Below are 13,781 nucleotides of genomic sequence, written 5' to 3'. Positions count from 1 at the left end.
CGACCTGCACTTGGACACACCCGCTGTGCTCCAAGTGCGGGTCAGTGTCCACCGGTGCATCCCCTGCAGCCGGTATTTCCGCGCTCAGCCCCCATTTTTGCGCAAGGGCGCCACGTACACGCAGCGGGTGTTTGACAAGGCCCTGCAAACCGTTGAAGTGGACGGTGTGCCGTTTTGCCGCACTCCCGCACGACTGGCCCGCGACTTTCAGGTCCAGCCGTCGGCCACCACGGTGCGGCGCTGGTTTCACACGCCAAGAAATGAACCGTCAGCCGCACCCCAGCACCACACCTTCAGCGGCGTGCTGTGCGTCGATGAGGTGTATCAGCGGGACAAAGCCATTCTCCTGGCGGTGGACCCGCACAGCCCAGCGCCCTTTCTGGCCACGCAGGTGATCGTGGATCACCTGCAACCCGCGCACCTGGAAGCCTTTTTCCAGCAGTTGAAATCCCAAGGCATCACCCCGCGCCAACTCGTGACGGATGAAAGCCGTTTGTATCCAGCGGTGGTCACGAAGGTCTGGCCAGAGGTTGCCCATCAGCGCTGCCTCTTCCATGTAGCCAAAAACATGCATGAGCGGCTCAGTGAAGTGCTGCGCACCTGGAGGCGCAGCTTACCCGCCCCGCCGATAAATCCCACAAAGAAGCCCTCCGTGCGGGGCCGGGCGCGCGATCAGGATTCACCACTGGCCCAGCGGAAAACCGCGGCCATTCACGAGGTGTTCCGGCTGCGGGAAGCCGGGCTGTCTCAGGGGGCCATCGTGCGCCTCACTGGGCATGGCATCAATACGGTGAAAAAGTGGCTGGCCGGTCCCCGGCCAGCGGAAGGTGCAGCAGAGGGACTGTCGAGTGAAGCCGCCAGTCCACCCCCGCCGGGATGGACGTCTTGGGCGCAGGTGGGGCAGGTGCGCAACAGCCTGATGGGGCACAAAGGCTGGCTCCTGGGGCAGGTGGCCCGATGGACAGAAGAGCAGCGTACGCGCTTTGCCGTGCTCGTGGAGTCCCCGTTAGGCGAACAGTTGCGCACGGTGCGGGCCCTGGTCGAAGGCTGGGCGGCGCTCTGGCGCCGCCCGGATGGTGCCCGCCCAACCGTGACAGAGAGTCGCCAATACTTCGACGCGTGGGTCAAGGACCCACGCTTCCAGACTGACCCCGCCCTGAGCGGCTTGGTCAAGCGTTTGGCTGGCAAGTTCGAGCACTTGGTGCCGTTTTTGAGTGAGCCAACCTGGCAGGGGACAAACAATGCCGCTGAGCGGGCGGCGCGGGCGTTTCGTCGCTGGCAGCGCCCGCACTACCGGTTGAGGACGCAACGGTCCATTGAGCGGCAGTTGGCTGGAAAAGCGGAAGTGCTGGTGCAGCCCCTGAGGCCGGCTGGACGCTGTGTCAGAGGGCGTTCCATCACGACGGCTGCGCTGTAGCCTCATAGCCGTGCAACGCGAACGGCGAAGTCTCGGCTTCACCCTATCCATCAAAAAGCCCCGCCAGAGGAGGCGGGGCCAGTGTGAAGGGTAGGTCTTAGCGCAGGGTGGGGGGGATGAGCACGGTGTCGATGGCGTAGACCACGCTGGTGCCGGCATCGGCGCGGGTGCTGACCATCCCGCCCGTGATGGTGTCACCGCTGCGTACGCCAGCGCGCAGGCCGCCGCCCGTTTCCATCATGAGGTCAATGGAGCTGCCCTCCACCGAGCGCAGCTGCGCCACGTTCAGGCCCTGGTCCACCACGCGGCCGGTGACCACGTGGTACTGCAGCACCTGGGCCAGCTTGGCGGGATCGGCCAGCAGCATGTCCAGCGTGGCCTGGGGCACCTTGGCAAAGGCGTCGTTGGTGGGGGCGAAGATGGTCACGTCGGCCGCCGTGAGGCTGGGCAGCAGGTTGGCGCGCTGGATGAGGCTCAGCAGGGTGCTGAACTGGGGCTGGCTCAGCACTTCCAGCAGGTTGGCGCCGTTTTGGGCCGGGGCCAGCGTGATGGTGGTGGTCGCCGTCGTGCTGGTCGTGGCGGTGGTGTCGGTCGTGGTCGCGTCGCCCGTGGGGGGCTGGGGCAGCACCAGATCGGGGGGCAGCAGGACCGCGCTGATGGGGTAAATGAAGCCGTTGCTGGCCTGGATGGGCGTGGTGGTCACCATGGCGTCGCCAATCATGGAGTCCGTGCCGTTCAGGGTGACGTCCAGGCTGGCGCCCTGCTCGCTGCGCAGCTGTCCGGCCTGGGTCAGCTGGGCGCCGGCCACGCGGCCACCGACCACGTGGTACAGCAGCACGGCCTTCAGGGTCTCCGGGTCGCTGGCAATCAGGGCCAGGGTGTCGGGGTCCACCGCCTCAAAGGCCTCGTTGGTGGGAGCAAAGACCGTGTATTCGTTGCTGATCAGCAGGTCGGTCAGTTCGGCGTCGCTCAGCAGGTCGCGCAGGGTGGTGAAGCGCTCATCATTGGAAATCAGGTCGTACAGGGTGTTGGTGGAAACCTCAGTGGTGGCGGTGGTCGCGCTGGTATCGGTGGTCGTTGTGGTGGTGGTCGTGGTCGTGGTGTTGGTCGTCGTATTGGTCGTGGTGGTGGTGCCCACGCTCACCGGGGTGGCCGGAATACGCAGCACGTCGACAGCGGCTGGCGCCGTGGTGGCCGGTGCTGTGGCCGCAGGTGCAGGGGCTGGGGCAGGCGTGGTCACGGTGGCGGCTGGGGCCGGCGCGGGGGCCGGGGTCATCGCAGTGTCCAAGGCGGGCATCAGCACGGTGTCAATCACGTGCACCACACCGTTGCACGCGGCGACATCCGCGCGGGTGACGGTGGCGTTGTCAATCATCACCTTGTTGCCCATCTTGGTCACCAGGAAGCTGGAACCCTGCAGGGTCTTGCCCGAGGACATGCCCATCACCTGCTTGGCGCTCACCTTGCCGGCCACAACGTGGTACAGCAGGATGTTGCGCAGCATGGTGGCGTCGTTCAGCACCATGGCCAGCGTGTCGCTGGGCAGCTTGGCGAACGCCGCGTTGGTGGGGGCAAACACCGTGTACTGCCCGCCCATCAGGGTCTGGCTCAGGCCAGCGGCCTCCACGGCGGTCGCCAGCGTGCTGAAGTTGGGGTCGCTCATGACGATCTGCGCAATGCTGCGGCAGGGCCCACTGGCAGGAGCGGCAACGGGCGCACCAGCGCCGCCGGCAAGGGCGGGCGTGGCAAGCATCAGGCTGAGCGTGACAAAGCTGGTCTGCTTCTTCATGGACATCACCTCGAAAAGAAATATTGAACTGCTGATCCGGCCCCTAATCTTCACCAAGGCGCCTGTAAAAGCAACTTTTGGAAGAATTGAGACAAGAGATGTAAATGAAAAAGACAGGGCTGTTATGGTCAATCTCATATTGAATTCATGACCTGAAGAATTTGTTGAGGATTCAGAGGGGAGGACGGTGGGGGAGGAGCGAGACGCAGGTGCGGCGGCAGAGAAATAGCTGCTGTCAGCGGGGCGACGGAGCGCGCCCGAAGAGGTTCCGTCCTAGCTGTTCAGTCACTTGGGCGTGGTTGGGGGCTGATGACCTCACCTGCTCACCCGTCGTCCTCTATTCCTCCAGCGGGACCGGCTCAAGCTGGAGAGCGCGAGCACCAGAACAACGCGGTGGAGGAAGCCCATGAGGTGACGGCCTGCCCTGAAAGGGGAGAGGAACAGGCACGCGTGGATCAGCGCAGCACAGCGCAGGCAGGTGTTGCATTCAACAGAGGCCTTTTCGCCTCGCCCAGCTTGAGCGGACCCCGCAGCGAGTCATGGTCCGCTTGGCTGTACGCTGGCACTTCAGGCAACGTGCTGGAGAGCGCAGGCGCCAAGCCGACGTGCGCTGCCCGCTTTGCCCACTCATTTGCCCACTCAGCGGCCAAAATACTCCGGCAATTCGGCTTCGGTGATCAGCACCTCGCGGGGTTTGCTGCCCTGGTGCTTGCTGACAATCTTCATGGCTTCCAGCATGTCCATCAGCTTTCCGGCCCGCGCGTGGCCCACCGAGAGGCGGCGCTGCAGGCGCGACACGCTGCCCTGGCCTTCCTCAATGCAGATCTGCGCGGCCTGCCGCAGCAGGGGATCAGAGAAATCCATGTTTGTCTTGTCGCTGCTGGGGCCGCTGGCCTCCACGCCACCCTCAAAGTCCGAGCCGTAGGCTTCCACGAAGGTGTCCTCGAACACCTGCCGGCGCAGTTCATCGGCAATGCGGGCGGATTCCACCTCGCTGATGTACGGGCCCTGCAGGCGCACCGGCTTGATCAGGCCCGGCTGGTAGAACAGCATGTCGCCCATGCCGGTCAGGCGCTCGGCGCCCAGGGCGTCCAGAATCGTGCGGCTGTCGTGGCTGCTGCTGACCGCAAAGGCAATGCGCGCAGGCACGTTCACCTTGATCAGGCTGGTCAGGATATCCACGCTGGGGCGCTGGGTCGCCAGCACGAGGTGCATGCCGGTGGCGCGCGCCATCTGGGCGAGGCGCATGATGGCCGATTCCACTTCCTTGGGGCTGGTGATCATCAGGTCGGCCAGCTCGTCAATGATGATCACGAGGTGCGGCAGTTCCGTTTCGCCCACCTGGCGCATCTTGGCGTTGAACTGCTCCAGGTTCTTGGCGCCCACCTGGCTCATCATCTTGTAGCGGCGCTCCATGTGGGCCACGGCGCCCAGCAGCACGCCCGCCGCGTCCACCGGGTTGGTGACCACGCCGCGCACCAGATGGGGAATGCCGTCGTAGGGCGTGAGTTCCACCATCTTGGGGTCAATCATCAGAAAGCGCAGTTCGGTGGGCAGGTACTTGAACAGCAGACTGGTGATCAGCGTATTCACGCACACCGATTTGCCCGAGCCCGTGGAGCCCGCCACCAGCAGGTGCGGCATCTTGGCGAGGTCGCCCACCATCAGTTCGCCGTCAATGCTCTTGCCCAGGATGATGGGCAGCTTGGCGCGGGTGTTCTTGAAGCTGGGCGCGTCGGCGGCCTGGTGGAAGGTCACGGGTTCGCGCTCGGCGTTGGGCACTTCCAGACCAATCACGCTTTTGCCGGGCACCGGGGCTTCCACGCGCACGCCGCCCACGGCCAGCGCGCGGGCAAGGTCGTTGGACAGGCCCGCAATGCGGCTGATCTTTTCGCCGGGGGCCGGCTCGATCTCGTAGCGGGTGACGGTGGGGCCCCGGGCGTAGTCCACCACGCGCGCCTGCAGGTTGAAGTGCCGCAGGGTCTCGTCAATCAGCCCCGCGCGCTGCCGCGCCGAGATGTCCAGCGCCGCCGTGTTCAGCGCAGCGGCCGGAATGGGGTCCAGCAGCCGCTCATCGGGCCGGGCCAGCGGCAGTGCCCCCTGCACCGGGCGGGGGCTGGGGTTGGGCTCGCCGGTGAAGAGGGGGAGCTGGGTGGTGGGTTTAGGGACCGTTTTCTCCGGCGCGGAGCTTTCCCAGGGGGCGGTGGGGGCAGCTGCCGGGCGGGCCGCCGAAGCAGGCGGCCCAAAGGGCAGGTCGTCGTCTTCCCAGCCGGAAAAGGGGTCCATGCCGTCCGGGGCGCCCTGGAGCAGTTCGCCCAGATCGGGGTCGGGGGTGGGCATCGGCGTGGGCACCGGGGCCGGGCGGGTGATAGCCGGGGGCCGGGGCCCAGCGGCGGGGGCAGCTCGGTCTGGGCTGGGGTCGAGGTGGGGCGTTTCCAGCGGCCGGATCTCGTCGGCTTGCTCTACCACGGGCGGCGCCACCACGGCCGCGCGCGCGCCTGCCGGGGGGCTCCACAGCGGGGCGGTGGCGGATTCGGGGCTGGGGCCAGCCACCGCGCCAGCAAAGTCACTGGTGAAGTCGAAGTCCAGGGCGGGCAGGCCGGAGACCGGCATGGTCATGGCTTCCACGCGGCGGCGCGCTTCCTCCTGGGCCTGGGCCAGCACCGCGCGCCAGCCGGCGGGGTCAATCAGGGTGCCTTCGGGGTCAGTGCTCAGGGCGTCGGCCAGCTGGGTGGCGACCTCGGTGGGGGCGCGGTCAAAGGCGGCCGTGAGTTCCGGCCAACCGCTGTAGGCGGCGGCGCGGCCCCGCCACGCCGTGACCTCGCGGGCCAGGGCGGTCCATTCCTCGCGCCGGGCCCGGTGGGCGGGCCACTCGCGGGCCAGTGCGGCGCTGTCGGCCTTGTTCAGGGCTTTTTCGGCGGCCTTGCGCTCGCGCTCCAGGCGTCCGGCCCGCACGGCGAGGCGCTGGGCCTCGGCCACCAGGGCGCGGCGCCAGCGTTCCAGGGCGCCGCACGCCTGGGTGCTGGGCAGTTCCGTGCTCAGCTCGTGGCGCCCGGCGCGGATCTCGTTGGCGGCGGCTTCACTCAGGGCGCCGGCCTCGGGGGCCTCGGCGGCCACCTCTTCGCGCAGGTCGCGCGCGGCGTTGCCCACAAAGGTGTCCAGCAGGGTGCGCCAGCCCGCCAGATCGCGTTCCAGGTTCTTCAGCCCGGCCGTGTCCAGGCCGCGCACCTCGCGCGAGGCGGCGCGCAGCTCCTGCTGCAGGTCGCGCAGGCCCGCGTCTTCGGGCCGCAGGCGGCGCAGGTCGTCCAGTTCGCGGCCCAGTGCCGAGAGGCCCTGCCGGGCTTCGGTGCGCGCCCGCGCCGATTCGCGCCCGCCCTGCCGGGCTTCCAGGGCGCCCTGCACCTGCGCCGCGCCGCCGCCCAGCAGCACGCTGGTGTGCCGGAAAAAGCCTTTGAGCAGCGTGAAGGGTGGTAGTCGCAGCATCAGCTCGGCGCCCAGGGTCAGGGTGATCAGTGGCAGCAGCGCTGAGAGCACGTTCAGCACGGCGTGCAGCGGCCCCATGACCCGCGCGGCCAGTTCGCCTGCCTGTCCGGGCTGCGCCACCTCGTGCAGCGCCAGCAGGGAGACCACCACCACTGCGCCGCCCAGCACCCGGCGGGTGAGGTTGCGCAGGTCGCGGCCCAGAAAGACCAGGGTGCCGTAGGCCACCGGCACCACCGGCAGCAGCCACGCGGCCCAGCCCAGGTTCGAGAGCAGCAGCGCCCGCGCCTGCCCCATAAACTGATCGGGGGCGGCCTCTGGCTGCGGCAGAAACACTGTCACCCCCAGAAAGATCCCCAGAGCGAACAGCACCAGGCCCAGCGCCTCTCCATCGAACTGACTGACCGGAGCGGCCCTCCTTTTCGCCTTCGCCATAGGGGGCAGTGTAGCTCAAATGGGGGGGTGTGCTTGGCGGCCAGGACGGTGTTTCGGGGGGTTGGGTTGTGAGGTGGCGCTTCCTGGGTGGCCCCACCCCCCCAGCCCCCCTACCCCAGAGGGGCAGGGGGGAGCGACGTTCGCACTGGGCAAGAGTTTCTACTGGGGTTGGCGGGTTCGCTCTATCCGTTAACGTGTCCGGCTTCGACGCCATCCGCTGGTGACGCGCAATGGCCCGCGCGCTTCGCGCACGACGGCCTCGTCTGGACCTGGGCGGTGGTGGGGCAAAGGAACTTGGCGCTGCCTAGAAGGTTTTACTTTTGAAGAGATCAAGACAAGTGCGAGATGGGGGTGGGCCTTCTAGCCCCGTCCATTTCTTTCGTGCTGGGGGGCATAATGCGGGGTATGCGCTTGCTGCTGCCGGAGGTGCTGCGCCGTGAGGTGTGGCGGCATGCCCGCGCGGAGGCGCCGCGTGAGTGTGTGGGCGTGCTGGGGGGACGGCAGGAGGGGGAGACCTGGGCGGCGCAGACGCTGTATCCACTGCCCAATATTGACCCGGCGCCGGAGCGCGCGTATCTGGCAGATCCCGGCCACCTGCTGCGGGCGTGGCGGGCCATGCAGGCCGAGGGGCTGGACCTTGTGGCCCTGTATCACAGCCACCCGCGCGGTCCGGCCGGGCCCAGCGCCACCGATCAGGCGCTGGCCGCCTATCCGGTGCCCTACCTGATTGCGGATCTCAGCACCGGCACGCTCCGGGCGTACCTGCTGCCGGGGGGGGAAGAGGTGGGGGTGGAGGAGTAGGCAGCGGTGCGCAGGAGGCAGGCAAACCGCTCCCTGTGTACCGCTGCCCGCCTCCTTACCCCAGACGCCCGATTCGCTCCAGCAGCCACCCGAAAAACGCCTCATCGCGCACGCCCATCGCCACCTGGGCGTTGGCGGGCTCATCCGTCACGCCGTACAGGTCGCACACGGTCCGGCCCAGGTTCAGGCCGGCCTGGGTTTCAATCTGTACGTTCATGGATTGCCAGTCCAGCAGTTCTGGGCGCAGGGCCGCCGCCACCGCCAGCGGGTCGTGCAGGGCGCCGCCGTTCATGCCGTAGCGGCGCTGGTACACCCCGGCGTAGAAGGTCAGCAGTTCGGCGCACACCGCCCCGGCGCGGTTGCCCAGGGCCCGCAGCGCGGCCACACGGTCTGGCGTGGCAATACACTGCATGGTGGCGTTCAGGCCTACCATCTTCAGCGGCACGCCGGCCTGAAAGACGATCTGCGCCGCGTGGGGGTCGGCCAGGGCGTTGAATTCGGCGGCGGGGGTGCGGTTGCCCTGCGCGGTGCTGCCGCCCATCCAGACGATCTCGCGGATCAGGGGCGCGATGTCCGGCGCCAGTCGCAGGGCCAGGGCCACGTTGCTCAGCGGGCCGGTGGGCACCAGCGTGACCTCGCCGGGGCGCTCGCGCACCGTGCGGATGATGAACAGGGCAGCGTGCTCGGCCTCCGGGGGACGCGCGGGCTCGGGCAGGTTCTCGGCGGGCAGGCCAGTGTCGCCATGAACGGCGGCGGCAGTGACCGCTGGCACCACCAGGGGCCGGTCGGCGCCAGGGTAGACGCGCGCCCCGGCACCCGCCTCGCCTGCCAGGGCCAGCACCACGCCCGCGTTGCGGGTGGTCAGGTCCAGGCCCACGTTGCCGTGCACGGTGGTCACGCCCAGCACCTCGGCGTCTTCGGGGCTGGCCAGGGCCAGCAGCCACGCCACGGCGTCGTCCAGGCCAGGGTCGCCGTCCAGAATCACGGGAAGGGGAACGCGGGTCATGGGGGGCAGCATAGCGAAAAGCCGGCGTCCGCCCGTCTGCGCCATCCGGCCGATGTGGGGGCCGCGCCGCCTCCCTATGGTGGAGGGCATGACCCCACCCACCAACGCCTGGGAAGTTCGCCTGGCCGCCCTGTGGCGCGCGCTGGATGGGCTGGACGAGGCCGACTTTCTGGCCCAGATGGCCGAGCTGCTGCGCGAATTGCCGTCTGAGAGCGCCGTGGCCGCGTTCGAGCAGGCCGCCGCCTTTGATTCCACCGGGCATTCCGACCGGGCCGTGCCCCTGTACCGCCGCGCCCTGAGCCTGGGCCTGACCGGCGAACGGCGGCGCCGCGCGGTAATTCAGCTCGCCAGTTCGCTGCGCAACCTGGGCCAGGCGCCTGAAAGCCTGGCGCTGCTGCGTGCCGAACGTGCGGAAGGCCCGGACCACCTGGACAGCGCCGTGGACGCCTTTCTGGCCCTGGCGCTCTCCGAGATGGGCCGCGAGCGCGAAGCCCTGGCGGTGGCCCTGCAAGCCCTGGCCCGCCACCTGCCGCGCTACCAGCGTTCGGTGACGAACTACGCCCGGGATCTGGTCGAGCCCGCGTCCTGAACCACAGATGAAGGGTGGCCTCTGTCTGGAGAGGCCGCCCCCTTCGACTCCGGCTTACTTGCCCACAAATACCGCCGTGGTCAGGGCCGGCACGGTGACGCTGGTGCCGCTGGCCTTGCTGGTTTTCACCACGGGGTCGGTGCTGGCCGCTAGCACCGGGTGCAGGCTGAGGTTCAGGCCAGCCAGCGCCGCGTCCGTCAGGGTGACGCTGGTGCCGCTGGCGTTGAACACCACCACCACGTTGCGGTAGGGGTTGGTCGGGCTCACCGCGCCGCTGAGCTTCATGGCGATCACGCCGGGGGTCTGGTTCGGGCCCACGTTCAGGAAGGTCAGGCCCTGCTGCACCTGGGCGCCCGTTTCCATGCGGAAGAGGCTGCTGGAGTAGCGCACGCGCAGCATCTCGCGGTAGTGGTCAAAGGCGCGGGTGATCTCGGCGGAGCCCGGCTTCAGGGCCGCGTTGCCCAGCAGCGGGCGGTACAGGTCCCAGTTGCCACTGTTCTTCTCGGCGGGGGGCAGGCCCTTGCCAAAGCCGTTGCTGGCGCGGGTGTAGTCCAGGGTGTTGAACCAGTCGCCGCTGTTGTAGCTGTCGGTGTCAAAGCTCTTGGAGCGCAGGATCTCGTCGCCCGCGTACGAGAAGGGCAGGCCCTGGCCCAGCAGCACCACGCTGTTGGCGATGTTCTGCATGCGGGTGCGCTGCGCCGGGGTGGCATTGGCCGGGGCTTTCAGCAGCACGGCGTCGTACAACGTCTGATTGTCGTGCGCGCTGACATAGGTGATCGCCTCGCGCGGGCTGGCGGCGTAGCCGGCCGGGGCACTGCCGTATTTCAGGTCGGCGCCCGTCACGGTCTGTCCCGCCGCGTTCGTGAAGCGGTAGTCGCGCAGGTTGCCGGTCAGGCCAATGCGGACCAGATCGGCCAGGGCCAGCGCCTTGGCCTTGTCGGCATTCACGGGCAGGCCGTTGGGCAGCACGAACGCGCCCGTGGCAAAGCCCTGTTCCTGCAGGCCGCCGAAGGGGTTGCCGCCGCGCACCGCGTCGCGCAGGCGGTCATTGAAGGTGCCAATGCCCAGGCCGTACAGGTTGAGCTGCGTGGCGTTCTTGCCCCGGGCGTTGCTGGCCACCTCGCCAAAGTCCCAGCCCTCGCCGTACAGATAGATGCTCTTGCCGTCCACGCCGTCTTTTTGCAGGGTCAGGGCGTCCAGCGCGGCGCGGGCGGCCTGCAGGTCGGCCACCATGTGGTGGCCCATCAGGTCAAAGCGGAAACCGTCCACCTTGTAGGCCCGGGCCATCAGCACCAGGGTGTCCACCATGAGTTTGCGCATCATGGCGTGTTCGGTGGCGGTGTTCGAGCAGCAGGTCGAGTTTTCTACCGCGCCATTCACGTTCAGGCGGTGGTAGTACCCGGGCACGATCTTGTCCAGCACCGACCGTTCCGCCTGCCCGCTGGACGCTGTGTGGTTGAACACCACGTCCTGCACCACGCGCAGGCCCATGCCGTTCAGGGCCGCCACCATGCGGCGGTATTCCAGCGTGCGCTGGTCCGGGTTCACGGCGTAGCTGCCTTCAGGGACCATGTAGTGGTAGGGGTCGTAGCCCCAGTTGTAGGCGTCCTGGTCCTTGACGGCGTTCACGGCCTTTTGCTGCTCGTCGCTGTTGGGCGCAAACCTGCTCAGGTCGCCGGGGGTCTTCCACTGCCCCTTGTCCTCGTTGATGGTGGCAATGTCGAAGGTGGGCAGCAGGTGGACCGCTTTCAGGCCTGCGTCGGCCAGGGCTTTCAGGTGCTTGTTACCGTTACTGCCGGGCAGGGTAAAGGCGAGGTAGGTGCCGCGCTGGGCCGCCGGCACGCTGGCATCGGCGGCGCTGAAGTCGCGCAGGTGCAGTTCGTAGAAGCTGAGGTCCGACGCGCTGCGCAGCGCGGGCTTTTTCAGCGCGTCCCAGCCCTGGGGCTTCTGGGCGGCGTCGTTCAGGTCCACCATGACGCTGCGGGTGCTGTTGCGCGTCAGGGCCACCGAGTAGGGGTCAGTCACGAGGTTCGTTTCGATCTTGCCAGTACTGGGCGCAAAGACCTTGACCTCATAGCGGTACTGGGCGCCCTTCCAGGCAGCCGTCCCCTTGGCGGTCCACACGCCCTGCGCGTCGCGGGTCATGGGCACGGTGGTTTCCGCATTGCCCGAGGTGCTCAGGCGCAGCTTCACGTCCTGCGCGGTGGGGGCCCACAGGCGCACCGTGGGCACGCTGCCCTGCCACGTCACGCCCAGCGGGCCGCTGTAGGTGTACAGATCGTCCAGCGCCCAGGCGGTCTGCACGCCGGTGGCGTCCAGCACCGTGCCGTCGGGCAGCACGCTGGAGACCGCCAGCTGTCCGCGCAGGGCCTCGGGGATGCGGGCGCGGTCCTCGGCCCGCACGCGCAGCAGGGCGTAGTTGGCCAGATAGGGCGCTTTGGCCTTCAGGGCCGCGTTCAGGCCGCCGTCCACGGGTTCCAGGGTCAGGCTGTCGCCGCCGTCCACCCCCGCCGCCGTCAGCTTCAGGCCCGCGTCCTTCGCCGCATGCAGGGTCAGGAAGGCGCCGGGCTGCACCAGTTCCGGCTTCACAGCAATCAGGTCGCGCGACAGCATGATCGCCTGCGCCCGCATCAGGTCGCCCACCTGGCGCACGCTGGTATCAGGGCGGGTGGTGTACACCTCGGGCTTACCGCTGACCACCCAGGCCTGGTTGCCCCTGTCGGCGGTCAGGGTCATGTCGGGGCCGGGGTCTTTCTCGTCGCCCTTGTGCACGATAAAGCCCAGTTTCTTCCAGTCGGTTTTCATCGGCACGTCCCAGTACACGCCAAACGAGTTGGTGCCCGTCTGGGCCAGCGGCTTGCTCCACTCCACCGCCGCCGTGGTGTCTTCCCAGGCGTGCAGGCCCCAGCCGTCGTACTTGCCGTCCGGGCGGAAGTAATTGATGCGGGCAAAGCCGGCGGGCACGGGCGGGTCACTCAGGGCGGCGGGGGCACCGTAGGCGAACTCGGCCTTGCCACTGGTCACCGTCACTTCACGCCCCTTGGAGAGGTCGGCGAACATATCGGCACCGGGGTCCTTCTCGTCGCCCTTGTGCACGATAAAGCCCACCTTCGCGGCGCCAGCTTTCAGCGGCACGTCCCAGTAGGCGCCGCCCGCGTCCATGCCCGTGGGGGCCAGCGGCTTGGCCCATTCCACCTGGGCGGTGGTGTCTTCCCACACATGCAGGCCCCAGCCGTCGTACTTGCCGTCGGGGCGCACGTAGCGCACGCGCAGCACATTCTGGGGAATGGGAGTGTTTCCAGTGGCGGCTGTGGTGGCCGGAGCGGCGGGCGCAGAGGGTGTAGCAGGCGCCGCCTGCGCCACAGGCTGTTTTGTGGCGTCCACGTTTAGCGCCGCGCCCTTGGCGTAGGCCACGTTCGTACTCCCAGATTTCAGGAACAGTTCGCGGCCCTTATTCAGGTCAAACCACAGATCGGCGCCGGGGTCCTTGTCGTCGCCCTTGTGGACGATAAAGCCCACCTTCTGCGCGCCCGGCTTCAGGGGAATGTCGTAGTACGCGCCCCAGTCGTCTTTGCCGCTCTGGGTCAGCGGTTTGGTCCATTCCACCGTGGCCGTGGTGTCCTCCCACACATGCAGGCCCCAGCCGGCATAGTTGCCATCTGCACGCTGGTAATGCACGCGCGCGGTGTTGGCCGGCAAGGCACTTTGCGCCGCTGCTAGAGCAGCCAGCGCGACCGTTAGCAGGGTCGCCATTTTTTTCATGTTGAGAGAATTGTAGCGGTTCCAAAGAGCAGGTCAGCCTATGAAAACTAATCAAGAGAGGCGAGGGGCCGCCCCCGAGCCTGGGGCCCCGTGAGCAGGTCAGCCTATGAAAACTAATCAAGAGAGGCGAGGGGCCGCCCCTGCGGACCCGTTGAGGCTGAGGGCAAAGTGTCCCTACCAGGCGCCCAGGAATGGCCGAAGGCCAAAGGGCAGTCTGCTCTTAACGCCCTCCACACCCGCGCCCTGCCGCCCATGCCTACCCTGCCCCCATGACTGGACGCCACAGCGACGAAAGCCCAACCCGCCCCGAGGAACACCACAGCCACAGCGACGCCGAGAGCCTGCGCCACGTGCCGCACCACATCAGCGGCGTGCGGCAGGACAGCCCCGGCACCCAAGACATTGGGGTAGAGCACGGCGAGCCCAACCGCCAGAAGGACCCCGACAACGACCGGACGAACGACGGCTAAAACAGAAAAAAGCGGGGTCGGGCATATGCACG

General features: G+C 67.9%; 8 protein-coding genes. 4 read left to right on the top strand and 4 right to left on the bottom strand.

The genetic code is table 11. From position 1 onward, the window contains the following. The first annotated feature begins 127 nt into the window (after positions 1 to 127). Entirely contained in the window at positions 128 to 1,417 is a 1,290-nt protein-coding gene (locus tag K7W41_RS02155; protein WP_224604209.1) for a transposase, read from the top strand. Between the two features lie 97 nt (positions 1,418 to 1,514). Here the strand turns inward: K7W41_RS02155 and K7W41_RS02150 are convergent, their stop codons facing one another. Both K7W41_RS02150 and K7W41_RS02145 read right to left on the bottom strand, forming a co-directional pair. Then, entirely contained in the window at positions 1,515 to 3,206 is a 1,692-nt protein-coding gene (locus K7W41_RS02150; RefSeq protein WP_224604208.1) for a fasciclin domain-containing protein, read from the bottom strand. Positions 3,207 to 3,845: 639 nt separating this feature from the next. Continuing rightward, on the bottom strand, positions 3,846 to 7,121 hold the full coding sequence (locus tag K7W41_RS02145) for an FtsK/SpoIIIE family DNA translocase (RefSeq protein WP_224604207.1): 3,276 nt from the start codon (positions 7,119 to 7,121) through the stop codon (positions 3,846 to 3,848). 405 nt (positions 7,122 to 7,526) lie between these two features. Here K7W41_RS02145 and K7W41_RS02140 point away from each other — a divergent pair, with 405 nt between their 5' ends. Beyond that, complete coding sequence (locus tag K7W41_RS02140) at positions 7,527 to 7,922, top strand: Mov34/MPN/PAD-1 family protein (RefSeq protein ID WP_221090390.1); 396 nt, start codon at positions 7,527 to 7,529, stop codon at positions 7,920 to 7,922. Between the two features lie 55 nt (positions 7,923 to 7,977). Here K7W41_RS02140 and K7W41_RS02135 read toward each other — a convergent pair whose 3' ends face one another. Continuing rightward, the gene (locus K7W41_RS02135) at positions 7,978 to 8,928 is read right to left on the bottom strand and encodes a nucleoside hydrolase (RefSeq protein ID WP_224604206.1); all 951 of its coding nucleotides are present in this window, start codon (positions 8,926 to 8,928) and stop codon (positions 7,978 to 7,980) included. Positions 8,929 to 9,016: 88 nt separating this feature from the next. Between K7W41_RS02135 and K7W41_RS02130 the strand changes: the two genes are divergently transcribed. Further along, positions 9,017 to 9,517, top strand: a complete 501-nt coding sequence (locus K7W41_RS02130) for a tetratricopeptide repeat protein (RefSeq protein ID WP_224604205.1) — start codon at positions 9,017 to 9,019, stop codon at positions 9,515 to 9,517. 54 nt (positions 9,518 to 9,571) lie between these two features. Here the strand turns inward: K7W41_RS02130 and pulA are convergent, their stop codons facing one another. Continuing rightward, positions 9,572 to 13,279, bottom strand: coding sequence for a pullulanase-type alpha-1,6-glucosidase (gene pulA / locus K7W41_RS02125; RefSeq protein WP_224604203.1), 3,708 nt, complete (start codon positions 13,277 to 13,279; stop codon positions 9,572 to 9,574). 269 nt (positions 13,280 to 13,548) lie between these two features. On the opposite strand from pulA, the gene K7W41_RS02120 reads away from it, so the two are divergent. Then, entirely contained in the window at positions 13,549 to 13,749 is a 201-nt protein-coding gene (locus tag K7W41_RS02120) for a hypothetical protein (RefSeq protein WP_224604202.1), read from the top strand. Positions 13,750 to 13,781: the final 32 nt, after the last annotated feature.

Source organism: Deinococcus multiflagellatus, from assembly GCF_020166415.1.
Taxonomy (GTDB): domain Bacteria; phylum Deinococcota; class Deinococci; order Deinococcales; family Deinococcaceae; genus Deinococcus; species Deinococcus multiflagellatus.
The sequence above is the reverse complement of the archived record's forward strand: the minus strand, read 5'-3'. Positions and strand labels throughout refer to the sequence as shown.